Below are 21200 nucleotides of genomic sequence, written 5' to 3'. Positions count from 1 at the left end.
CGACGGTGCCGGAGCAAGGGGCGCGGAAATCGTAGCGGGCATCGCAGGGCCGGTCGCGCGCCGTGCGGCGGATCCATCCGTGCCTCTCAGGTCTCCGACCACTGGCGCAGCAGGTTGTGGTAGCAGCCGACCAGCGAGCGCCGCGCGCCTTCGTCGGCGCCGGTCTGGTTCAGTTTCTGGATGGCATTGTCCATGTCGAACAGCAGCGCACGCTGGCCATCGTCGCGGATCAGGCTCTGGATCCAGAAGAAGCTGGCCACGCGCGTGCCGCGCGTGATGGGGGTGACCTGGTGCAGGCTGGTGGCCGGGTAGACCACCATGTCGCCCGCTTCGAGCTTGACGCTGTGGATGCCGTAGGTGTCTTCCACCTGCAGCTCGCCCCCGTCATAGCTGGCGGGATCGCTGAGGAACAGCGTGGCGGAAATGTCGGTGCGCAGCTTGCGGCCGTTGTGCGGATGGATGCGCACGCTGCCGTCCACGTGGGCGCCGAAGGTCATGCCCTCGCCGTAGCGGTTGAACATCGGCGGGTAGACGATATTGGGCAGCGCCGCGCTGATGAACAGCGGATTGCGCTCCAGCATGGCGAGGATCAGCTGCTGACATTGCAGCGCCACGTCCGAACGCTCGTCGATCTGCTGGTTGAACTTGACGGGGGCGCCGGAATAGCCGGCGGTGACGCGGCCATCGACCCAGGCCTCGCCGGCCGAATCGAGCTGCTGGCGCAGCATGGCGAGCTGCTCGGCGTTGAGGACCTTGGGAATGCAGACAAGCATGGCGATCTCGGCAGGGTGTTGCGCCGGCGCCGGCAGGGGATGCGGCGCCGGGTGGCGTGACTTGGCGTCACGCCACTTTACCTCAGCTTATTGCCTTGGCTGCTTGCCTCGGCTTTACTGGCCCAACTTACATGCGATAGACGAAGGACAGCATGGCGGTGCGGCCCGTACCCGGCACCGAACGGCCACCGTCCGACTGGATCAGCGCATCGTAGTACTTCTTGTCGAAGATGTTGAACAGGTTCAGGCGCACATCGTACTTGGGCTGGTGGTAGGCGATCATGCCGTCCCAGCGCACGTAGCCGCCGACCTGCACGGTGTCGGTATTGTTGGCATAGCGCTGCGACATATAGAAGGCGCCGCCGCCGACTTCCCAGTTCGGCAGGACGGCATAGCTGGTCCAGGCCGTGGCGGTGTGCTTGGGCGTATTGCCCGGGATCTTGCCCTGCGTGCCGGCGGCGATGCCGTTCTCGATCACCGCATTGAGGTAGGTGTAGCCCGCGAAGACCTGCCACTTCGGCGTGATGCGACCCGTGGCGCCAAAGCGGAAGCCGTCCACCTGGATCTTGCCGGTCAGCGCGTAGGTGGTGGCGTCGATCTGGCTGCGCGCGTTGTCCTTGGTGATGCGGAAGATCGCCGAGCTCAGCGACAGATCGCCGCCGGCCAGGTCCCACTTGCCGCCCGCTTCATACGACTTGTTCTTTTCCGGGTCCAGGTTCTGCTGGCCGACGGTGCCGACCAGTTGCTCCAGCGAAGGATTGAACGAGGTGCCATACGACACATAGTAGGACTGTGCCTCGGTCGGCTGCCAGATGCCGCCCAGGCGCACGCTGGTGAAGTTGACGGTCTGGTCCGCATTGGCCAGCGCGGTGTTGCCAAGCGTGTTGGTCGAGTTGACCGAGTTGGTGATGCTGGCCATGTAGCGGTCATAGCGCAGGCCGGCCACCAGTTTCCACTGCTTGGTGAACTCGATCGAGTCGTTGGCGTAGACGGCGACGGTGTTGGCCGAGGCGCCCTGCAGGTTGCCGGTCGACTTCGGCACGTTGCTGGGCGAATCCATATACGTCGGGTTCACCACCGGCTCGCAGGCCACATAGCCGGAAGTGCCGGCCGCCGCCGTGGCCGTTGCCGGCGGGTTCAACGGCACGCCATTGCAGGTGCCGTTGCGATAGAAGTTCTGGTTGTTGTAGCCGTCGTGCCCGAGCTCCACGCCGGTCAGCAGCGTGTGCTTGATGGAGCCGGTTTCGAACTTCGCGGTCAGCTCGGTCTGGTTGAACACCGAGTAGTCGCGGATGCTGCGGTCATGGCTTTGCTGGCGCACGTACAGCGCGGACAGCGGCAGGTTGGTGGTGGTCAGCGGGATGAAGCCGGTGGCGCCGCCCAGCGTGCCGACCGCGTTCGGCGCGGTTTCGCGCGCATCGGTCTCTACATAGTTGAACTGGGTCTGGTTGCGCAGGCGCAGGTTCGGCGAGAACTTGTGATCGATGCCGGCGGACAGCGTTGCGATGTTCTGGCGCGTGTGATCGTTGTTGAAGCCGTAGAAGGTCTTGCGGTCCACATTCACCGGATGACCGTTGATGGCCGGCAGGCCGTAGTCGGGCATGTCCTCGTTGTGCTGCAGCAGCGCGGACAGGGTGATCTCGGTGGAGGTGCCGATGCCGTACTTCCACGACGGCGCAATGCCGAAGTCCATCACGGTCATCGCGTCGCGCGTGCTCGGCGGGCCATCCTGCGCCATGGCGGAGATGCGGAACGCGGAGGTGTCGCCGGTCGGCGTGTTGACGTCGGCGGTGGCGCGCACCAGGCCATTGGTGGTGACCGAGCCCGTCACTTCGGTGGCCGCCTTCAGCGACGGCTTCTTGGTGACCTGGTTGATCACGCCGCCGGTCGATCCACGTCCGAACAGCATCGACGACGGGCCCATCAGCACTTCCACGGAATCCAGCGCATACACGTCGCGATAGTACTGGCCGCGGTCGCGGAAGCCGTCCAGGTAGATGTCGGTGCGCGCGGAGAAACCGTTGAGGTTGATGTTGTTGCCAATCTGCCCGCCCTCGGCGCCGCCGATGGTGATGCCCGGGACGTTACGCAGCGCATCCGCCAGCGAGGTGGCGCCCTGTGCGTCGATCAGTGCCTTGTTGACCACCGTCACCGACTGCGGGACGTCGCGCAGTTCCGCGGGGAGCTTGCTCAGCGACGTCTTGCCCGTGTTGTAGTCGCCGGTGGACCGGTCGCCTTGCACCACCACCTCTTTCAGCGTCGCGGGGCTCTGCGCCGTGGCCGGCTCGGTCGCGGCCGTCTGGGCCAGGGTCACAACGGGAGTGGCGAAGAGCGCGAGCAGTGCGGTCGCGATCGGAGTGCGGCGATTCATGTCGTTTCTCGATTCCGGGTACGGCCGTGGGAGCGATCCGGCGGCTGCGGGAGAGACGTTGCATGCTTTCGGTTCGGCCAACGGCGGGGGCAAATTGGTTGGGCGAGGCGGAATATAAATGCGAATGATTTGCGTTGCAATTCAGCTTGGCTTTTTTATCACAGACATTACAAGCACACGCTGAATGTACTAAGTACAAAACAAAGCAATTACAGATAGTTACAAGGCCTCACATTTATTTCGCAAAGAGCCGCATAAGACGCAAACCGGAAATAAAAAAAGGCCTGTGTGTAACAGGCCTGATACAGACAATTGCCGCCGCCCAGCCGGGCGGCCGAAAATATTTCTTAATCTGCCGTCATATTGGCGGCCTTGGCGATGCGGCCCAGGCGTTCGCGCTCCGACTTGATGAAGGCGACAAAGCTCTCCTGGGAGCCGCCGGCGGGCTCGATGCCGTTGGGAATCAGGCGGTCGCGCGTTTCCTGCGTCTGCATGGCGATGCTCATCTCGGCGTTCAGCTTCTTCAGGATGGCGGGGTCGGTGCCCTTGGGTGCGAAGATGCCCGCCCAGTGGCCGATGCGCACTTCCGGCATGCCCTGCTCGGCGGTGGTCGGGATATTGGGTGCCGCGCTCATGCGCTTGTCCCAGGTTGCGCCGAGCGCCTTGAGCTTGCCCGCCTTGATGTTGGGCAGCACCACCACGCTGGCTTCCGAGGTGGCAGCCACCTGCCCGCCGATCACGGCGGTGATGCTTTCCGAGCCGCTCTTGTACGGTACCACCGTCAGCACCGCGCCTTTTTCCTTGAGCATCTCCTCGACGAAGTGCGGCGTGCTGCCGCTGCCCGCAGTGGCGAAGTTGGCGCCCGCGGCGCCCTGTTTCTTGGAGTACTCGACCAGTTCCTTCAGGTTGTTCACCGGCAGCGAGGGCGAAGCGACGATCACCGACGGGCTCACCGCGACCAGCGACACGGGGATCAGGTCGTCTTGCGCGTAAGGCATCTTGCTGCGGATCAGGCCGTTGGTGACGGTGCCCACGGCGCCAACCAGGAAGGTGTAGCCGTCCGGCTTGGCCTTGGCCACATAGTCCGCGCCCACCACGCCGCCGGCGCCGGGGCGGTTCTCGATTACCACGGCCTGCCCGAGCCGCTTGCCGACCGCATCGGCCGCGGCGCGCGCCACCAGGTCGTTGGCGCCACCGGCGGTGAACGGCACCACGAACTTGATCACGTGGGTGGGCCAGGCGTCGGCGGCGTGCGCGGGCGCGCCGGCGGCGAACAGGGCGCAAAGGGTGGGCAGGGCGAGCGCCAGCGCGCGGCTGGTGGGGGAAATACGCATGGTTGTCTCCATTGGCACTATTGCCACTTTCGGCATCGATAGTTCTGGTTGCCGCGCGCCGTGCTCCTGGTCCGGAGCCGGCACTGCGGCTTGCGAGCGATGATAAACAGCAAAGCTGTCAATTTGCTGAACCCGCCGCAAGGACAGACCCTACTGGCCTTCCGAACTCTGTTGCGCCAGCCAGTGGCGGAAGGCGCGCGCCGCCGCACCCTCGGCGCGGTCCTGGGGCCACACCGCATAGTAGCCACCGCCCAGGCTCGCGCTGGCGTCGCAGGCGCGCACCAGCAGCCCCTGCGCCACGCAGCGGTCGATCATGTGGCGCCATCCCAGCGCGATCCCCTGGCCTTCCATCGCCAGCTGCAGCAGGATCGGATACTGGTTGGCCACCAGCGTGTGCGTCGCGCGCGCGTCGGCCACGCCGTTTTGGGCCAGCCAGACCTGCCACGACATCCACTGTCGCTGGCCATCCTCCAGCATCAGCAAGGTCTCGCCGGGCAGGTCGGCCGGCGCGAGCCGGCGGCCGCCAAGATAGCCCGGCGCGCAGACGGGAAATACCTCCTCGTCATACAGGCGGCGCGAAGCGAGACCCGGCGGCGGGCCCTCGCGCAGGAAATACATGCCGACATCGAACTCCGCGGGCGAGAGCGAGGCCAGGCTGTCGTTGACCAGCAGGCGCAGGTGGATGTCCGGATGAGCGGCGCGGAATCTCGGCAGCCGCGGCGTCAGCCACAGCACGGCCACGCCGGACGAGCATGCAACCGTCAGCTCGCCGTGGCCCTTGCGCTTCATCACGTCCTCGGTGGCCGCGGCGCATGCCGCCAGCAGGCGCTGCACCTCCTCGGCATAGGCCTGGCCGCTGACCGTCAGGCGCAGCGCGCGCGGCTCGCGCACGAAGAGCTTCTTGCCGAGGAAGCGCTCGAGCTGCGCGACCTGCCGGCTGATCGCGCTTTGCGTGAGATGCAGTTCGCTGGCGGCACGGGTGAAGCTGCCATGCCGCATGGCGGACTCGAAGGCGACCAGGCAGGGCAGGGGAGGGAGCGGAGAGATGCGCATGGCGGCAGGCGAGACGGTCCAGCCGCCATGATAGTCCGCGATGCCAGCCGCCCGCGTTGCGCGGGCGCAGGCGGGACACCGGTCAGGCGGGCTGGCGGTGCAGCCGGCCGGCCTGCATCACCAGCGCGAGATGCTCGCCCTGGCCGCACAGCAGACCGATGTCGGCGAGCGGGTTGCCGTCCACGGCGATCAGGTCGGCCAGCGCGCCGGCACGCACGGTGCCGAGCTCGCCCTCGCGCTGCAGGATCGCGGCGGCGACAGAGGTTGCGCTGCGGATCGCCTCGAGGTTGCCGAGCAGTTCGGCGCGGATGCGGAACTCGTCGGACTGGTCGCGGTGCATTTCCCCCAGCAGGTCGGAGCCGAAGCCCATCGGCACGCCGGCCTCCGCGTAGATGGCCAGCGAGTCGCGCCCGGCCTGGCGCACGGTCTCGATCTTGGCGACCGATTCGGCCGGCAGGCCGAGCCGCGCGCCGTCGCGCGCAAGCGACTCGTAGGTGACAAGGGTGGGCACCACGAAGGCGCCATGCTCGCGCATCACGCGCGCGGCCTCGCGGTCGACCAGGTTGCCGTGCTCGATGGTGCGGACTCCGCAGCGCACCGCGCGAGCGATGGCGCGGCCGGTGTAGGCGTGCGCCATCACGTAGGTCTGGGCGGCCTCGGCCTCGGCCACGATGGCGCGGATCTCGTCCTCGCTGTATTGCGTGTTGCCGATCGGGTCGGTGGGCGAGGCCACGCCGCCCGACGCCATGATCTTGATCTGCGTGGCGCCCTTCTGGATCTCCTCGCGCACCGCCAGGCGCACGGCATCCACGCCATCGGCCACACGGGCGATGGCGCCGGCGCGGAAAGCGCAGGAACATGGCTCGAGCACGTCGGCGCGCGGGCGGAAGTCGCCATGCCCGCCGGTCTGCGAGAGCGCCCTGCCCGAAGGGAAGATGCGCGGGCCGGGCACCAGGCCGGTCTCGATGGCTTGCGACAGGCCCCAGTCGGCGCCGCCGGCATCGCGTACGGTGGTGAAGCCGCGCTCGAGCATGGCCTTCATGATCGGCATGGCGCGGAACGCCACCAGCACATTGGGCTGCACCGCGTTCAGGCCAAGGTTGGCGAGCGACGCCAGCACGTGCACATGGCAGTCGATCAGGCCGGGCATCACGGTCTTGCCGGCCAGGTCGATCACCTGCGCGCCGGGCGCGTGGACCGGCGTGGCCGACACCTGGGCGATGCGCTCGCCTTCGATCAGCACGTCGTGGCGTTGCAGGAGCGTGCCGTGGGCGGGGTCGAGGACGTTGCCGCCCCTGAGGAGAATCTGTTTCATGCGATGACGCTCGATCTATGCGGGTTGGGTGGCGCGGCTGGCCTGCGCCGTGCGCAGGTAGGCAGGCTCGCGCACGAAGCGCGTGCCGGCGAGGCTGATGGCGGCGGCGAACATCACGTAGAACGCCGGCGCCATGGTGCTGCCGGTGCTGGCGATCAGCCAGGTGATGATGAACGACGCGAAGCCGCCGAAGATGGTGACCGCCAGGTTGTAGGCGACCGAAAGGCCGGTGGACAGCACCTTGGCGGGGAACAGCTCGGAGAACGCAGCGAGGATCGGACCGGTGTAGGCGGCGATCAGCACGCCGAACACGAGCTGGAACACCAGCAGCGAAGCCAGCCCCGGCGCCTGGTTGATATAGACGAACATCGGGTAGGCCAGCAGCAGGATCAGCAGGGCCGAGCCGGACAGCAGCACGCGCCGCCCGATGCGATCGGCCAGCAGGCCGACCAGCGGCGAGCACACCATGATGGCGAGGCCGCCGACCATGCCCGCGACGAAGCCGGTCGACTGCGGCACATGGAGCACTTTGACCGAGTACGTCGGCATGTAGAACAGCAGCACGTAGGTGCAGACCGTCCACAGGATCACCATCGAGAAGCTGGCCGCGGTCTGGCGCGGGTAGTCGCGCAGCACTTCTGCCAGCGGCGAGTCGGACTTGTCGTCGCTGTCGCGGAACGTCGGGGTCTCGTCGAGATGATGGCGGATGTAGTAGCCGACCGGCCCGATCACGATGCCGAGCAGGAAGGGCAGGCGCCAGCCCCAGCTGTTGAGCGCTTCGGTGCTCAGCGCGGAGGTCACAAAGGTGCCCACTGCCGCGCCCAGCAATACGGCGACGCCGATGCTGGCCTGGATCCAGCTCGAGTAGTAGGCGCGCCGCTCGGCGGGTGCGTACTCGGTCAGGAAGGCGGTGGCGCCGCCCATCTCACCGCCGGCGGAGAAGCCCTGCAGCAGCCGCGCCACCACGATCAGCAGCGGCGCGAAGATGCCGATGTGCTCGTAGGTGGGCGCCAGGCCGATCAGTGTGGTGCCCAGCGCCATCAGCAGGATGGTCAGCGACAGCGCGGCCTTGCGGCCCACGCGGTCGGCGTAGACGCCGAGGATGATGCCGCCGACCGGCCGCATGAAGAAGCCCACGCCGAAGGTGGCGACCGCCAGCAGCAGTGACGAGAGGTCGTTGCCGGTGGGGAAGAAGAGCTTCGCGATGATGACGGCGAAGAAGCTGTAGACGGTGAAATCGAACCACTCGAGACCGTTGCCGATCACGGTGGCGACGATGGCGCGGCGGCGTTGCTGGCCGCTGACGATCGGTGGCGCTTCTGGGCGGGCGCTTGCGTGCATCACTTCCTCCTGGTTGTCGGACTGCGCTGTGCGGACCGCGGGATGCCGGGCCGGCGTGGCAGCGCCGCCCGGCGCGGTCGGGAGATACATCGGCGCACGGCAGGTAGAGCCGATGTTAGGAGCAGCGCGGCCGTGCCGGAAACGAATTCTGCGCATGTCGCCATGCGGGCAGCGCATGGCAGGCGGGGACGCTGCGGGGACGCTGCGGGGACGCTGTGGAGATGCTGTGGGGGTGAGACCAGGGCGTGCGGCGGGAGGACGCGGAAGGAAGAGACGGAAGGAAGAGGCGGAAGGATGCGGAGCCGGCGCCGCCGCGGGCGCCGGCTCCACCGCGGGCGAGACTAGCGCTCGCGCTCCCAGGTCTGGGTGCGGCCAAGCAGGCTGATGCCGATGAAGCCGCGCACGTTGAGCTTGTTGCCGTCGTTCGCCAGCGACAGCTTGGTCTTGTAGACCTTGCCATTCTCAGGGTCGAGGATCTCGCCGCCGCCCCATTCGTTGTCGGCGGTCTTGCGCACGCCGGTGATGATGGTCAGGCCGATGATGGGCTGGTCGTGCCGTGCGTCGGTGCACTTGTCGCACACCTTGGACTTGCCCTCCATGTCGACGAAGCTCTTGACCAGCTTGCCGGTGTAGACGCCGTTGCTCTCGGTGATCTCCACCAGGCCGCGCGGCTTGCCAGTGGCATCGTCGATGGTCTTCCACGAGCCGGCTGGCGAGGCCTGGGCCAGCGCCGCGGCGCTACCCAGCAACGCGCCGGCAAGCACGGCAATGCGCGCCGCCATGACGGCGCCGCGTGCGGCGCGGCGGGGGGCAGTAAAGTGCATCGGGTTCTCCTCTGTTCAAGTTGGTGGACGCGCCAGCGTGGCGCGCTCACGCCAATCTACTGGCGAAGCGCGTCAGCCGCAATCCGAGGGGCGCATTTGCGTACGCACCAAAGCAACCCTGGGAGCCGGCCGCAAACCGGCGCCGTTGCTGGAAGAGGGGATATTTTGTCGTGCAGCAAAACCGACCCCTTCACCGCCCCCGAAGCAATCCTCTAGGCGTTCGTTTCAAGTGAGGGCAGGGCGTTGCGCCGTCACGCATCTGCCCGGGCCGCCTGGTGCGCGCCGCTGCGGTTGAACTCCTGCCCGGCATGGCTCGCGTGTCGAAGCGCGGGACTTCGATCAGTGCGCGGTACTTGCGCGCTCGCGCGCAGCGCAACGACATCGCGGGAACGAACGCGGCGTGGCGCGTCGGCGCGAGTCGGACGAAGGCCGGCAAGCAGAGGAAGCGATGAGCGATCGTGCGGCAGCACCGGTGCATCGCCGCGCCCGTCTCGAGAGGGCATTCGTTCTTCGCGGTGTTCGCGACGATGGCGTACGACGATGCGCGACGCACGCTTCGTGCTGCTCGCATCGCGGTGACGATGCGCCGACCGTTGCGTCGACGCATCACTGTTCGCGCTGCTCGCGGGCACGCGCGGTGCGCGTCGAAGCAAGCAGCGCGCGCGCAGCGCCGAAGCGTCGTGGCGAGACGGCGCGCGCAACGTCGCGACGATGCGCGACGCGTCCGCCGGCGATGCTGCGGAACACGCGCGCGCCAACGCGCGACGTTACGCGTCGCGCTTTCCCAGGAAATTTCCGACTTCCCGGAAAGCCTTTATTCATGCGGGTTCCGGTGATCGCGACGAGAGACGGCGAAGGTGTTGCCGCTGCGTGTTGCCCGCAAGCGCGACGATGCGCGCACGGAAAATTCCGAGTCGCGTCGACGATGACTGCGCGCTCGCGCGGCGCTGTTTTTTTTCGCGGCGCCGAGTTCGTGCCAGGCGATTTTCATGTGCGATGGAACGCGTCGAGAGTGCGTCGCGCAGGTGCGAAGTCGAGGAAGGCGAAGCGCAACGCTGACGATGAAGAAGTTGTCATGCGCGTGCGCAAGTTTTTTTGCACTTTTTTCTTAACATCGCCCAACAAACGAATTATGATTCGCCTTGACAAGAGTCTCACTTCATTGCATGGCTGTGGTTGTAGTTGTGATGGTGGTTGGCAAGATCGATGCTGATCGAACGATGATGTTGGACGCGATGCAGAACGATGAGCGCCACCAGATTCGATGCAATGGAACAGGTAGCTCAGGAGCACTAGAACTTTGACGCAGACCAAGCCGTACTGGTTTTCAAAAACGCGTGCAGTCTCCTTTGGCCCAGTAACGGGATGGGCGAACTACCCCCAAACGAATGCCGACCGCGGTGCGCGTGGCTTAGCCCGCATCGCGGCAGTGCCGGCCGATAACTCTTCAATTCATGCTGCGCGCCGATCCGACGGATGGCGCGGGCAGATCGAATATTCCAGGGCGCGGCAAGCGTCAGAAGCCCGGCTGCGGGCTCCGCTTGGCCACTTTCGCACCGCGCGCCGCGGTGCCCCTGCCACCGAATTCATTAGCGTGCGGACGCCGTGTAGCCGCGCGCCGATGAATCGCTCGCTCGATTGGGGTCGCAGCGCTGTATCGCGCCTCGGGTCGGTCGGGTCGCCAACTTAGGTCATTCGATATTCACTCTCTAGTGAAGGAGTTATCCATGGCAACGACTGCAAAGAAGAAACCGGCGGCCAAGAAGGCCGCCAAGCCTGCCGCCAAGAAGGCAGCAGCCCCGGCCAAGAAGGCCGCAGTGAAGAAGGTCGCCGCCAAGAAGGTCGTGGCGAAGAAGGCTGCGCCGGCTGCTAAGAAGGCTGCACCGGCGAAGAAGGCTGCTGCCAAGAAGGTCGTAGCGAAGAAGGCAGCGCCGGCGAAGAAGGCCGCACCGGCCAAGAAAGCCGCCGCCAAGAAGGTCGTAGCGAAGAAGGCCGCACCGGCCAAGAAAGCTGCCGCCAAGAAGGTCGTAGCGAAGAAGGCCGCACCGGCCAAGAAGGTTGCTGCTAAGAAGGCTGCGCCGGCCAAGAAGGCTGCTGCTGCCAAGAAGGCCGCGCCGGCCAAGAAGGCTGCACCGGCCAAGAAGGCTGCTGCCAAGAAGGCCCCGGCCAAGAAGGGTGCTGCCAAGAAGGCTGCGCCTGCCGGCAAGCCTGCCGCGGCCCCTGCCGTTGCACCTGCTGCGGCTGCCAAGACCGCGCTGAACCCGGCCGCGGCATGGCCGTTCCCGACGGGTACCCGTCCGTAAGCGTGCCGTTGTCGACGGCTCTCGCTGGGAATCGCCAAGGCACGCATGGCGTGCCGCACTGACCGGATACTGCGTATCCGGTCCGCAAGACGCTAGTCTTGCCAACCCGCCGATGGTGCAAGCCCGGCGGGTTTTTTCATGGTCGCGCAGCATCGCTGCGGGAGACGGCGCGGGCAAAGAAAAAGGCGCCGTTCCGTGCCGGGAGCGGCGCCTTCGCAAGGCCGGTACGACAATCCTGGGGCCACCGCGGCCAAGGCCGCGCAACGGCGCCGGAAACGTTCCGGGGAGCCCGCTTAGTGGGTCACGCGGGTGGTACCGCCCGAGGACAGCAGGCGCACCCGCTCGCCCGGATGGAAGCCTTCGTCCGCATCCTGCACGATCGCACGCATCTCGCCGTTGTCCAGCCTGACGGTGATCTCCAGGCCACGGCGCTGGCTGATCTTGTTCTCGGCCATGCTGCCCGCGATGCCGCCAAGCACGGCACCCAGTACGCCGGCGGCGACCGAGCCGCCGCCGCCGCCGATGGTGCTGCCGGCGGCGATGCCGCCGATCGCGCCGCCCGCGATGGTGCCGGCGCCGGTCTGGTCACCCTGAATCAGCACTTCACGTATGCTCTCGACCACGCCATAGCGCAGGGTCTGCTCGCGCTGCGCCTGCCCAGGCGTGTAGATGCTGGCGGAGTTCGATTGCGATGCGCAGCCGGCCACCAGCGTGGCGGCGACGGCAAGCGCGAGGGCGCTGGTGCGAATCAGGGTGTGCATAGGATCGATCCCGGAAAAGTGTTACTCGTACCGATAGCCGAAAGCCGCCTCGAAGCGCTGGCCGATTTCGTCGCGCGACAGCTTGTGGTTCTGCGGACCCTGGTGCGCGATCTTGATGGAGCCCATCAGGCTGGCGAGGCGGCCGGTGGTCTCCCAGTCGAAGCCCCGCTCGATGCCGTACAGCAGTCCGCCGCGGAAGGCATCGCCGCAGCCGGTCGGATCGACGACGCGATCCGCTTGCACGGCCGGAATATTGTACTGCTGACCGTTGGCGTGCACGGTGGCGCCCTTCTCGCCGTGGGTGACGATGTAGGCGCGGACCTGCGCGGCAACCTGCTCGCTGGTCCAGCCGGTGCGCGACAGCAGAACCTGGGCTTCGTAGTCATTGACCGTCACGTAGCTGGCGAGTTCAACGAACTGGCGCAGGTCGTCGCCGTTGAACAGGGGCATGGCCTGACCCAGGTCGAAGATGAACGGCACGCCGGCATCGGCGAACTGGCGCGCGTGGTGCAGCATCCCCTCGCGACTGTCGGGGGCGACGATGCCCAGGCCCGGCGGGGTGCCGCCCTTGAGCGCGTCCTGCACGTGCGAGAGCTGCGACTGGCTCATTGCGCCCGGGTGGAAGGCCGTGATCTGGTTGTTGTCCAGGTCGGTGGTGATCATCGCCTGCGCGGTGAAGGTGTCGGGCAGGGTGCGGATGTGCTCGGTGCTGATGCCGAGCGCGCGCAGGTATTGCAGATAGGGCTCGGCATCGGTGCCGACGGTGGCCATGACCACCGGATCGCCGCCCAGCAGCTTGAGCGTGTAGGCGATGTTGCCTGCGCAGCCGCCGTACTCGCGGCGCATGGCCGGGACCAGGAACGACACGTTCAGCATATGGATCTGGTCGGGCAGGATGTGTTCGCGGAAGCGTCCCTCGAACGTCATGATGGTGTCGTAGGCGACGGAGCCACAGATCAGGCTGGACATGCTCTCTCCAAATGCTGGCAAAAATGCGTGATGGCGTACGCCGTCACGATCGCTGGCGGCCGCCGAAAAAAAGGCCACCCATGATACAGGGTGGCCGGGGCCTGCTGGCGGGGCGCTTACTTCAGCGCGGCCAGGGCGGCGTCGTAGTTCGGTTCGTTCTTGATTTCGGACACCAGCTCGCTGTACTTGACGGTGTCGTTCTCGTCCAGCACCACCACCGCGCGCGCGGTGGCGCCGGCCAGCGGGCCGGTCTTGATGTCGACGCCATAGCTGTCCTTGAAGCCGGCGCCGCGCATCAGCGACAGCGTCACCACATTGGCCAGGCCTTCGGCCGTGCAGAAGCGGCCCATGGCGAAGGGCAGGTCGGCCGAGATGGTCAGCACCACCGTGTTGGCCAGGCTGCTGGCGGCCTCGTTGAACTTGCGCGCCGATGCCTGGCACACCGGGGTGTCCAGGCTGGGGACGATGTTGAGCACCTTGCGCTTGCCGGCGAAATCGGCCAGCGCGACGTCCTTCAGGTCCTTGCCGACCAGTGAGAATGCGGGGGCCTTGTCGCCGGCTTGCGGAAACTTGCCGCCGATTTCGATGGCGTTGCCGCCGAGGGTGACGTTGCTCATATGTGCTCCTGTAGCAGAAGGGGGCCGCATGTCGGGGATGCGAGCCGGGGAGGCAAATCGGGGCGCCCGGCACTGGCGGCGGCCCCGGCGGAATTCAGGGGTAGAAGATCAGCACGCGGTAGTTGGCGGCCGCCTGCTGCGTTCGGAATCGTACCCGAACCGGCAGCTCCGTGCCCGCGCGCAAGCCTTGCGTGGCGAAGGCCTTCTGCCCGGGTTCGAGGTAGTCGGCCGGTTGCAGGACCTTGCGCAGCAGGAGCTGGTCCTGCAGGTCGGTCATCACCAGCTCGATGGCGGGCAGCGCCACGGTGGCGCGGCTCTGGTTGCGCATGGTGACGGCGAGCAGGAAGACGTCGGATTCCTCGTCCTGCTTCTGCAGCTGCGAGCTTTCGATGCGCAGGGCGTCGATGTCGCGCCATGGCGCCACCTCGCAGCCGAGCGGCGCGCACAGCGCCTCGAAGGCGGGACGCAGCGCGGGGAACTGCCCCGACAACTGGCTGCGGGCAAGGAAGGCGATCTGCGCCAGCGCTGCCGCCACCAGCACGCCGATCGCCAGCTTCTGCAGCGTGCGCTTGCGCCTGGCGGGGCCGGGATCGCGCTCGCGCGCATGGCGCAGGAAGTCGGGCGCGAACACCGGCACGTCGGGTACATCCTGGCGCGTCCACTGGCGCACGGCCTGCTCACGGGCGATGGCGGCGGGAATCTCGGGAAAGTCGTCCTGCGCCTCCGCGCGCAGGTAGCCGCTCGCGCTCGGGACGGGCGCAGGTGCTTCGTGCGCGGCGGGCGAGGCTTGCCTGGCAGGCGCTGGCCCGGCGTCGTCCTGCCGTGCGAGAGCCGGCTCGGCGGGCCTCTGCGTGTCGGCGCTGTCCGTGATGTCCGCGGTGTGCGTGGCATCGTCGATGCTGGCTTCCAGGGGCGGCAGCTGCGGCAATTGCGCGGCGACGTCAGGGCTGACCTCGGGCGCGACCTCGGGGCCGACTTCGGGGGTGGCTTCCAGAACGCTGTGCGCGGCAGCCTGCGCCTCGCTTGCGATGTCTTCGGCCGACGCCAGGGATCCGGGGGCGACAGCGGCATCCGGTGCCTGGGCCATTGCCCATGCTCCGGATGCCGCGGGAGGCAGATCGTCCGACAGCGTGCGGGGATCCAGTGCGGGCCAGGGCGTCGCTGCCTCCTGGGCGAGGATTGCCTCGGCAGCGGCTTCGTCGACGTGCGGCTCCGCGGTGGACTGGCTGCTGGCGGTCTCGGTGGTCTCGGTGGTATCGGTGGTTTCAGTGGTCTCGGCGGTACCTGCTGTACCGGCGGCACCGGCCGCATTGACGGTATCGGCGACGTCCTTGACCGCGTCAGCCTCGCCAGGGGTCGCGGGCATGCTGTCGGTGCCGGCGCGCTCGAGGCTTTCGGCATTTTCAGCGCTTTCTGCCACTTCGGCCTGCCCGGCGATCTCCGCGGGCATGGCGTGATCGTCGTAGGCAGCCTGTTCGAGAGGCTGGCCCGGTTCGTCCTCGATCACGCCAGGAACGAAGACTGCGGAGGGCGCATCGTCTTCGGCGCTGGCCGCGCTGGCTTCGCTTGCGGCCTGCCGCCTGGCCATCCCGGCGGCTTCCGCGGCCTGGTCGGCTTCGGCCTGTGTCTGGTACAGCATGATGGTGGGCGCATCGAGCGCCGGCACGTCATAGCCTGGGTCGAAGGGCGGGACGAAGGGCGAGGCGGGGGCGGGCGCGGCGGGAAGCTCGCCGTGCGCGTCGCCCGCTTTCGCCTCTGCTTCGGGATGCGCCGGAGCATGCGCCCGCTTGCGCGGGGCGCGCGGCGCACGCGCATGCGCATGCGCGGCCTCGTGCGGGCTTTCATGGGCGCCCTGGTGATCGTCCTGATGGCCGTCCTGATGGCCATCCTCATGGGTGCTGTCGTGGGCGCCGTCGCGGGCATCCTCGAACGTCTTTTCGTGCGGTGTGCGCGGGGCCCGGCGGCGCGCGCCGGCGTGCGCAGGGGGAGATGCCGGCGCCACTGCTTCCTGGCTGGCTTCCTGCGCGGGTTCCTGCGGAGCGATGGCGACGGGGCTTGGCTCGGGACTTGGCTCGGGACTGGGGACCGCCTCAGGCGCCGGCAGCTCGATCAGGTGTTCGCGCGCATCGAAGACAGTGTCGCACTGGCCGCAGCGCACCAGCCCCTGGCGCAGGCGCAGCTGGTCTGCTACCAGCCGGAAAGCGGTGCGGCAAGCCGGACAACGCGTGACGAGCTTGGCTGCGGCCATCGGCGGCGCTCAGTGCTTGACGCCGGGGCCTTCGCCGCGGGTGCCGTGCAGGCACACCCAGCCCTCCTCGCTGCGCCAGACCGACATGGCGAGCCAGGGCGCATAGGCGGCGGCGACTTCGTCGGCCTGGCGCTCCAGCACGCCGGACAGCACCAGGCGTCCGCCCGGGCGGACCCGCGCGCTCAGCATGGCGGCCATCAGCTTGAGCGGATTGGACAGGATATTGGCCACCACCAGGTCATAGCTGGCGTCGGAGACGCTCTCCGGCAGCGCGAAGGCGGCTTCCACGCGGTTGCGCTGCGCGTTGTGGCGCGAGGCTTCCACCGCGTTGGGGTCGATATCGATGCCGAGCGTGTCGCCCGCGCCCAGCTTCTTCGCCACGATGGCGAGGATGCCGGAGCCGCAGCCGTAGTCGAGCACCGACTCGCCGGACTTGATGTTCTGTTCCAGCCACTGCATGCACAGTCGCGTGGTGGGATGGCTGCCGGTGCCGAAGGCCAGGCCCGGATCGAGCTCCAGCACCACTGCGTCGGGTTCCGGCGCTTCATGCCAGGATGGCACCACCCAGATGCGCTCGCCGATGCGGATGGGCGTGAACTGGGATTGCGTCAGGCGCACCCAGTCCTGGTCCTCGACCGGGCGCAACTCGTAGGGGGGCACCTCACCGGCGCCTAGCGCGTTGGCGGCGGCGGCCACCACCAGCGCGGGATCGGTGACGTCGTCGAACAGCGCCACCACGCGCGAGCGGTTCCATGCCAGGCGGGTGGGTTCCAGCCCGGGCTCGCCGAACAGCGGCTGCTCGTCGGGCGTGTCGGCATCGGCGTCTTCCACCGAGACCGACAGCGCGCCGAGGTCGAACAGCGCGTCAGACCAGGCTTCGGCCTGGTCTTGTGCGATTTCGATCACACATTCCTGAAATGCCACAGGCGATCCTTGTCGATCCGTTGTTGCTTGGCTGCGCCGGGCTTCAGATCTTGCCGCCCTTGGCCACGTTCTTCTGGGCCAGGCGGTGCTCGAGATAGTGGATGCTGGTGCCGCCTTCGACGAAGTTGGCATCGAGCATCAGCTCGCGGTGCAGCGGTACGTTGGTCTGGATGCCGTCCACCACCATTTCCGACAGCGCGATCCGCATGCGGGCGATGGCCTGCTCGCGGGTGGCGCCGTAGGTGATGATCTTGCCGATCATCGAATCATAGTTGGGCGGCACGAAGTAGCCATCATACGCGTGCGAGTCCACCCGCACGCCGGGGCCGCCCGGCATGTGCCAGGCGGTGATGCGGCCCGGCGACGGAGTGAACTTGAACGGATCCTCGGCGTTGATGCGGCATTCGATGGCGTGGCCGCGCAGTTGCACGTCCTTCTGGCGCCAGCGCAGCTTCTCGCCGAAGGCGATGCGGATCTGCTCCTGCACGATGTCGATGCCGGTGATCATCTCCGTGACCGGGTGCTCGACCTGCACGCGCGTGTTCATCTCGATGAAGTAGAACTCGCCGTTCTCGTACAGGAACTCGAAGGTGCCGGCGCCGCGGTAGCCGATTTTCTTGCAGGCCTCGGCGCAGCGGTCGCCGATGCGCTCGATCAGGCGGCGCGGGATGTGGGGTGCCGGCGCCTCCTCGATGACCTTCTGGTGGCGGCGCTGCATGGAGCAGTCGCGCTCGCCCAGCCAGATCGCCTGGCGGTGCTGGTCGGCCAGGATCTGGATCTCGACGTGGCGGGGGTTCTCCAGGAATTTCTCCATGTAGACCTCCGGGTTGCCGAAGGCACGGCCGGCTTCCTCGCGCGTCATGTTGACCGCGTTGACCAGGGCCGCCTCGGTGTGCACCACGCGCATGCCGCGTCCGCCGCCACCGCCAGCCGCCTTGATGATGACCGGATAGCCGACGCTGCGGGCAGTCGCCAGGATTTCCTTCGGGTCTTCCGGCAGCGCGCCTTCGGAGCCCGGCACGCAGGGCACGCCGGACTTGATCATGGCTTGCTTGGCCGAGACCTTGTCGCCCATCAGGCGGATGTTCTCGGAGCTCGGGCCGATGAAGACGAAGCCGGATTTTTCCACGCGCTCGGCGAAGTCGGCGTTTTCCGACAGGAAGCCGTAGCCCGGATGGATGGCTTGCGAGTCAGTCACCTCGGCGGCCGAGATGATGGCCGGCATGTTGAGGTAGGACAACGGCGAAGGCGCCGGGCCGATGCACACGGCTTCGTCGGCCAGCTTGACGTATTTGGCTTCCTTGTCGGCTTCCGAATACACCACGACGGTCTTGATGCCGAGTTCGCGGCAGGCGCGCTGGATGCGAAGGGCGATTTCACCGCGGTTCGCGATCAGAATTTTTTCAAACATAGTCACTCTCTGCGAGGAGAAGGGCAGTCCCACCGCTGCGGATCGTGGCGCCCCCGGCGGCGCGGCCGGTATGGGGGCGGGGGAACTGGCACCGGGACGAGATGCGTCCGGTTCGCCTGCGCCGGCGCGGCCGTTCCGGAATCTCCGGCGCAGGCTGCGGGCGGCGCGGCATGCCGATCAGTATCAGCCGATGATGAAGAGCGGCTGGCCGTATTCGACCGCCTGGCCGTTCTCGACCAGGATTTCCTTGATCACGCCGGCCTTGTCCGATTCGATTTCGTTGAGCAGTTTCATCGCTTCGATGATGCAGACCGTCTGGCCTTCCTTGACGGTGTCGCCCACGTTGACGAAGGCGGCGGCGCCCGGCGACGGCGCCCGGTAGAAGGTGCCGACCATCGGCGAGGTCACGACATGGCCGGACGGCAGTTGTGGCGAAGCGGGCTCGGCGCTGGCGACTGCGGCGGGCGCGGCGGCCGCGGGCGGCAGTGCCTGCATCGGCTGCATGGCCATCGGCGCGGCGATCACCTGGGGCGGTGCCTTGACGATGCGCACCTTGCCTTCGCCTTCGGTGACTTCCAGCTCGGAGATGCCGGACTCGGCCACCAGGTCGATCAGCGTCTTCAGCTTGCGCAGGTCCATCTTCTATCCTCCTGAATCGGGTTGTCCGGCGCGCGCCGCTGTGGCGGCCGCATCCGGGTAAATTTCATGCTTTCATGCGTCCGGCAACCTGCTTGCGTGCACCGCGGTCAGCGGGGCCGGGCAGCGCCAGGGCGCGGTCATCGTCTACGAAATCGAAATCAGCCGGCGGGCTCAGGCCTTGGGCGGCGCCTGTTCAGGCTCCTGCCCGAGGACATAGTCCAGCGCCAGCAGGTAGCCTTGCCAGCCAAGTCCGCAGATCACTCCCACCGCGATATCGGAGAAGAAGGAGTGATGACGGAAGTTCTCGCGGCGATGCACGTTCGACAAATGGACTTCCACGAACGGAATCGCCACCCCGGCCAGCGCGTCGCGCAAGGCTACGCTGGTATGCGTATAGGCGGCCGGGTTGATGATGATGAAGTCGACTCCCTCGTCGCGTGCCGCGTGGATGCGATCCACCAGCGCGCCCTCATGGTTGGACTGGAACGTTGCCAGGGCGAGGCCGGTTTCCCGTGCACGTTGCGCCAGGGCCAGGTCGATGTCGACGAGCTTCGTATGCCCATAGGTTTCCGGCTCGCGCGTACCCAGCAGATTCAGGTTGGGCCCGTGCAGGACCAGCACCTTGCGGTAGCGGGCGGAGCGGCGTTCTGGAGGCGTATCGATCACGGCGGCTCGACCATTTCAACGAAATTGCGCGGAGATTACCGTAGCTTAGAGTGATTTGTCTAGCAGCGCAGACATAGGAAAGCCCGCATGCGGCGCGCTCCCTGAGCATTCTGGCGACGCAGCCGGTACTTTTCACTGCGATGGGCGAATTTCACTCAAATTGCGGGACGATTGATGAAGGTTAGTTTAAATTCACCGCAAATCAAGGATCTTGCCACTATCCGCGCGGCAGGGCGGCGCGCAGCTCATCGGTGGAAACCCTACCCATTTTTCGGTAGGTGACAGTGCCGTCCGGCGCGATCACGACCGTATAGGGCAGGCCGCCGGCCGCGTTGCCGAAGTTTCGCGACAGCTCCGTGCCAGCAAAGCCGGCGACCGCGAGCGGGTACGCAACCGGCACTTTCTTGATGAACTGCTGGATATTGCTGGCAGAATCGATGCCGATGCCGACAAATTCCACCTTGGGGCCCGACACCTCCTTATAGAGCGCGGTCAGGTCCGGCATTTCCTCCACGCAGGGCCCGCACCAGGGTGCCCAGAAATTCACCACCACCGTCTTGCCGCGGAAATCGGCCAGGCTGAGCTTGCCCCCCTGTGGGTCGGGTAGTTCGGTGCGCAGGAACGTCTCCACCGCGGCATCGGACGCAGGCTTGGGCGAGAACACGTAGTGGCTGGCAAGGGCACCGGCCACTGCCGCGGCGACGGCGACGAGCCAGATCCAGAGGCGGCTGCGGCGAACGGGTTGGCTGGAAGAGGTCATGGCAATGGGTGGCGGGTGGCGTCGGAGGTCGGTGAAGTCGTGTGGGCCGGAAGCGAGGCGACGGCCCTCTCTCTATCTATATGACTGGACGATGGCTGTGACGATAGCGGGACCAGCCTGGCGGCCCGGCCAGGGCGTCAGGCGGCGGCGGGCGTGTCCGGCATGTCCGGCACGCTGGCTGCCAGCGCCTGCACCGCGGCCAGGTCGGCTCGGGCCACGCGGCCACCGGCATCGGCCCTTACCGCGCCGCGTTCGTCGTCCGCATCATACAGGGCGATATGAATGCCGACCGGCTGGCCCAGTTCCGCACGGATCTCGCCGGCCAGCACGCGCGCTTCGCGCTGCGCCGGCCACTGGCCTTTCCACAGGAAGCTGAGCGTCTCGACCTCGCCGCGGCCGGCAAAGTGACGCGTTTCGCTGGTATCGAAATCGACACCCGCGTTCAGCAGGTGCAGGGTTAGGTCCTTGGGGCTGTCGCAAAAGCACTGCAGGTACACGTCCGAGTGCTCGGTGGCGGTGCCGTTGAGCACCGCGCCGGCCAGATAGGGCCGGAAGGCGGCCAGGTCGCGCATGGCCAGCAGCGCCAGGCGCCGCAGCAAGGCCAGGATGCGCGGCTGGCTCTCGCCATGGAACAAGGCCTGGTACGCGCGCACTTCCGCCTCCACCATCTCGTTGTCCGGCAGCCACTCGCCCGCCACGCGCACGTCACCCAGCAACTGGCGGGCAGCCTTGCGCTTGGCTGAGGCGTAGTCGGCGCCGTCTTCCGCGATCATGCGGGCGGCGGCCTGGGCGATCTCCTCGCGCAGGCGGATGGGGTCGAGGCTGGGGCGGCGGGACATGGGGGGATCATACCGGAGGGAGTGGCCTGGACTTTTAGAGTTTTTGCCTCTG

General features: G+C 67.1%; 20 protein-coding genes. 1 reads left to right on the top strand and 19 read right to left on the bottom strand.

Going from position 1 to position 21200, the window contains the following annotated elements:
* Nucleotides 1-86: 86 nt before the first annotated feature.
* The 9 genes from AB4Z48_RS21815 to AB4Z48_RS21775 all read right to left on the bottom strand — a co-directional run bounded on the left by AB4Z48_RS21815 (nucleotide 87) and on the right by AB4Z48_RS21775 (nucleotide 10002).
* A complete protein-coding gene (locus tag AB4Z48_RS21815; protein WP_441617760.1) occupies nucleotides 87-773 on the bottom strand; it encodes a Fe2+-dependent dioxygenase in 687 nt (228 codons plus the stop codon).
* A 127-nt stretch (nucleotides 774-900) separates the two neighbouring features.
* Nucleotides 901-3144 carry a TonB-dependent receptor gene (locus AB4Z48_RS21810; protein ID WP_441617758.1) on the bottom strand — a complete coding sequence of 748 codons (2244 nt, stop codon included), beginning with the start codon at nucleotides 3142-3144 and terminating at the stop codon, nucleotides 901-903.
* Between the two features lie 347 nt (nucleotides 3145-3491).
* On the bottom strand, nucleotides 3492-4478 hold the full coding sequence (locus AB4Z48_RS21805; RefSeq protein WP_441617756.1) for a Bug family tripartite tricarboxylate transporter substrate binding protein: 987 nt from the start codon (nucleotides 4476-4478) through the stop codon (nucleotides 3492-3494).
* Nucleotides 4479-4628: 150 nt separating this feature from the next.
* Nucleotides 4629-5531 (bottom strand): LysR substrate-binding domain-containing protein, encoded by a 903-nt coding sequence (locus AB4Z48_RS21800; RefSeq protein WP_441617754.1) that lies wholly within the window; start codon nucleotides 5529-5531, stop codon nucleotides 4629-4631.
* An 82-nt stretch (nucleotides 5532-5613) separates the two neighbouring features.
* The gene (locus tag AB4Z48_RS21795; RefSeq protein WP_441617752.1) at nucleotides 5614-6846 is read right to left on the bottom strand and encodes an amidohydrolase family protein; all 1233 of its coding nucleotides are present in this window, start codon (nucleotides 6844-6846) and stop codon (nucleotides 5614-5616) included.
* A gap of 15 nt (nucleotides 6847-6861) precedes the next feature.
* Nucleotides 6862-8187: an MFS transporter gene (locus AB4Z48_RS21790; protein ID WP_441617923.1), complete on the bottom strand. Its 1326-nt coding sequence runs from the start codon at nucleotides 8185-8187 to the stop codon at nucleotides 6862-6864.
* Between the two features lie 341 nt (nucleotides 8188-8528).
* Nucleotides 8529-9011 carry a DUF2147 domain-containing protein gene (locus AB4Z48_RS21785; protein WP_441617750.1) on the bottom strand — a complete coding sequence of 161 codons (483 nt, stop codon included), beginning with the start codon at nucleotides 9009-9011 and terminating at the stop codon, nucleotides 8529-8531.
* A gap of 606 nt (nucleotides 9012-9617) precedes the next feature.
* On the bottom strand, nucleotides 9618-9758 hold the full coding sequence (locus AB4Z48_RS21780) for a hypothetical protein (protein ID WP_441617748.1): 141 nt from the start codon (nucleotides 9756-9758) through the stop codon (nucleotides 9618-9620).
* Nucleotides 9759-9825: 67 nt separating this feature from the next.
* The gene (locus AB4Z48_RS21775; RefSeq protein WP_441617746.1) at nucleotides 9826-10002 is read right to left on the bottom strand and encodes a hypothetical protein; all 177 of its coding nucleotides are present in this window, start codon (nucleotides 10000-10002) and stop codon (nucleotides 9826-9828) included.
* Nucleotides 10003-10738: 736 nt separating this feature from the next.
* On the opposite strand from AB4Z48_RS21775, the gene AB4Z48_RS21770 reads away from it, so the two are divergent.
* Nucleotides 10739-11314 carry a histone H1-like DNA-binding protein gene (locus tag AB4Z48_RS21770; protein WP_441617744.1) on the top strand — a complete coding sequence of 192 codons (576 nt, stop codon included), beginning with the start codon at nucleotides 10739-10741 and terminating at the stop codon, nucleotides 11312-11314.
* Nucleotides 11315-11607: 293 nt separating this feature from the next.
* Here the strand turns inward: AB4Z48_RS21770 and AB4Z48_RS21765 are convergent, their stop codons facing one another.
* The 10 genes from AB4Z48_RS21765 to AB4Z48_RS21720 all read right to left on the bottom strand — a co-directional run bounded on the left by AB4Z48_RS21765 (nucleotide 11608) and on the right by AB4Z48_RS21720 (nucleotide 21148).
* A complete protein-coding gene (locus AB4Z48_RS21765) occupies nucleotides 11608-12075 on the bottom strand; it encodes a hypothetical protein (RefSeq protein WP_441617742.1) in 468 nt (155 codons plus the stop codon).
* 21 nt (nucleotides 12076-12096) lie between these two features.
* Complete coding sequence (locus AB4Z48_RS21760) at nucleotides 12097-13044, bottom strand: carbohydrate kinase family protein (protein ID WP_441617740.1); 948 nt, start codon at nucleotides 13042-13044, stop codon at nucleotides 12097-12099.
* 116 nt (nucleotides 13045-13160) lie between these two features.
* On the bottom strand, nucleotides 13161-13661 hold the full coding sequence (gene tpx, locus AB4Z48_RS21755) for a thiol peroxidase (RefSeq protein WP_441617738.1): 501 nt from the start codon (nucleotides 13659-13661) through the stop codon (nucleotides 13161-13163).
* Nucleotides 13662-13755: 94 nt separating this feature from the next.
* On the bottom strand, nucleotides 13756-15909 hold the full coding sequence (locus tag AB4Z48_RS21750; RefSeq protein WP_441617737.1) for a DUF3426 domain-containing protein: 2154 nt from the start codon (nucleotides 15907-15909) through the stop codon (nucleotides 13756-13758).
* 9 nt (nucleotides 15910-15918) lie between these two features.
* Nucleotides 15919-16833 carry a 50S ribosomal protein L11 methyltransferase gene (gene prmA / locus AB4Z48_RS21745; protein ID WP_441617735.1) on the bottom strand — a complete coding sequence of 305 codons (915 nt, stop codon included), beginning with the start codon at nucleotides 16831-16833 and terminating at the stop codon, nucleotides 15919-15921.
* Nucleotides 16834-16876: 43 nt separating this feature from the next.
* Entirely contained in the window at nucleotides 16877-18244 is a 1368-nt protein-coding gene (accC, locus tag AB4Z48_RS21740) for an acetyl-CoA carboxylase biotin carboxylase subunit (RefSeq protein WP_441617733.1), read from the bottom strand.
* Between the two features lie 183 nt (nucleotides 18245-18427).
* Complete coding sequence (gene accB, locus AB4Z48_RS21735; protein ID WP_441617731.1) at nucleotides 18428-18883, bottom strand: acetyl-CoA carboxylase biotin carboxyl carrier protein; 456 nt, start codon at nucleotides 18881-18883, stop codon at nucleotides 18428-18430.
* 171 nt (nucleotides 18884-19054) lie between these two features.
* On the bottom strand, nucleotides 19055-19549 hold the full coding sequence (gene aroQ, locus AB4Z48_RS21730) for a type II 3-dehydroquinate dehydratase (protein WP_441617729.1): 495 nt from the start codon (nucleotides 19547-19549) through the stop codon (nucleotides 19055-19057).
* A gap of 217 nt (nucleotides 19550-19766) precedes the next feature.
* Entirely contained in the window at nucleotides 19767-20309 is a 543-nt protein-coding gene (locus tag AB4Z48_RS21725; RefSeq protein ID WP_441617727.1) for a TlpA family protein disulfide reductase, read from the bottom strand.
* A 137-nt stretch (nucleotides 20310-20446) separates the two neighbouring features.
* Nucleotides 20447-21148, bottom strand: coding sequence for a UDP-N-acetylmuramate--alanine ligase (locus AB4Z48_RS21720; protein WP_441617725.1), 702 nt, complete (start codon nucleotides 21146-21148; stop codon nucleotides 20447-20449).
* Between the last annotated feature and the right edge of the window lie 52 nt (nucleotides 21149-21200).

The sequence above is a fragment of the Cupriavidus sp. 2TAF22 genome (assembly GCF_052115045.1).
In the GTDB taxonomy this organism is placed as follows: domain Bacteria; phylum Pseudomonadota; class Gammaproteobacteria; order Burkholderiales; family Burkholderiaceae; genus Cupriavidus.
This window is presented reverse-complemented; position numbering and strand designations above follow the sequence as displayed.

What these genes read in the sequence shown, in the direction of transcription:
- AB4Z48_RS21815 (WP_441617760.1), bottom strand. Translation starts at nt 773, where the DNA reads ATGCTTGTCTGCATTCCCAAGGTCCTCAACGCCGAGCAGCTCGCCATG.
- AB4Z48_RS21810 (WP_441617758.1), bottom strand. Translation starts at nt 3,144, where the DNA reads ATGAATCGCCGCACTCCGATCGCGACCGCACTGCTCGCGCTCTTCGCC.
- AB4Z48_RS21805 (WP_441617756.1), bottom strand. Translation starts at nt 4,478, where the DNA reads ATGCGTATTTCCCCCACCAGCCGCGCGCTGGCGCTCGCCCTGCCCACC.
- AB4Z48_RS21800 (WP_441617754.1), bottom strand. Translation starts at nt 5,531, where the DNA reads ATGCGCATCTCTCCGCTCCCTCCCCTGCCCTGCCTGGTCGCCTTCGAG.
- AB4Z48_RS21795 (WP_441617752.1), bottom strand. Translation starts at nt 6,846, where the DNA reads ATGAAACAGATTCTCCTCAGGGGCGGCAACGTCCTCGACCCCGCCCAC.
- AB4Z48_RS21790 (WP_441617923.1), bottom strand. Translation starts at nt 8,187, where the DNA reads ATGCACGCAAGCGCCCGCCCAGAAGCGCCACCGATCGTCAGCGGCCAG.
- AB4Z48_RS21785 (WP_441617750.1), bottom strand. Translation starts at nt 9,011, where the DNA reads ATGCACTTTACTGCCCCCCGCCGCGCCGCACGCGGCGCCGTCATGGCG.
- AB4Z48_RS21775 (WP_441617746.1), bottom strand. Translation starts at nt 10,002, where the DNA reads ATGAAAATCGCCTGGCACGAACTCGGCGCCGCGAAAAAAAACAGCGCC.
- AB4Z48_RS21770 (WP_441617744.1), top strand. Translation starts at nt 10,739, where the DNA reads ATGGCAACGACTGCAAAGAAGAAACCGGCGGCCAAGAAGGCCGCCAAG.
- AB4Z48_RS21765 (WP_441617742.1), bottom strand. Translation starts at nt 12,075, where the DNA reads ATGCACACCCTGATTCGCACCAGCGCCCTCGCGCTTGCCGTCGCCGCC.
- AB4Z48_RS21760 (WP_441617740.1), bottom strand. Translation starts at nt 13,044, where the DNA reads ATGTCCAGCCTGATCTGTGGCTCCGTCGCCTACGACACCATCATGACG.
- tpx (WP_441617738.1), bottom strand. Translation starts at nt 13,661, where the DNA reads ATGAGCAACGTCACCCTCGGCGGCAACGCCATCGAAATCGGCGGCAAG.
- AB4Z48_RS21750 (WP_441617737.1), bottom strand. Translation starts at nt 15,909, where the DNA reads ATGGCCGCAGCCAAGCTCGTCACGCGTTGTCCGGCTTGCCGCACCGCT.
- accC (WP_441617733.1), bottom strand. Translation starts at nt 18,244, where the DNA reads ATGTTTGAAAAAATTCTGATCGCGAACCGCGGTGAAATCGCCCTTCGC.
- accB (WP_441617731.1), bottom strand. Translation starts at nt 18,883, where the DNA reads ATGGACCTGCGCAAGCTGAAGACGCTGATCGACCTGGTGGCCGAGTCC.
- AB4Z48_RS21725 (WP_441617727.1), bottom strand. Translation starts at nt 20,309, where the DNA reads ATGACCTCTTCCAGCCAACCCGTTCGCCGCAGCCGCCTCTGGATCTGG.
- AB4Z48_RS21720 (WP_441617725.1), bottom strand. Translation starts at nt 21,148, where the DNA reads ATGTCCCGCCGCCCCAGCCTCGACCCCATCCGCCTGCGCGAGGAGATC.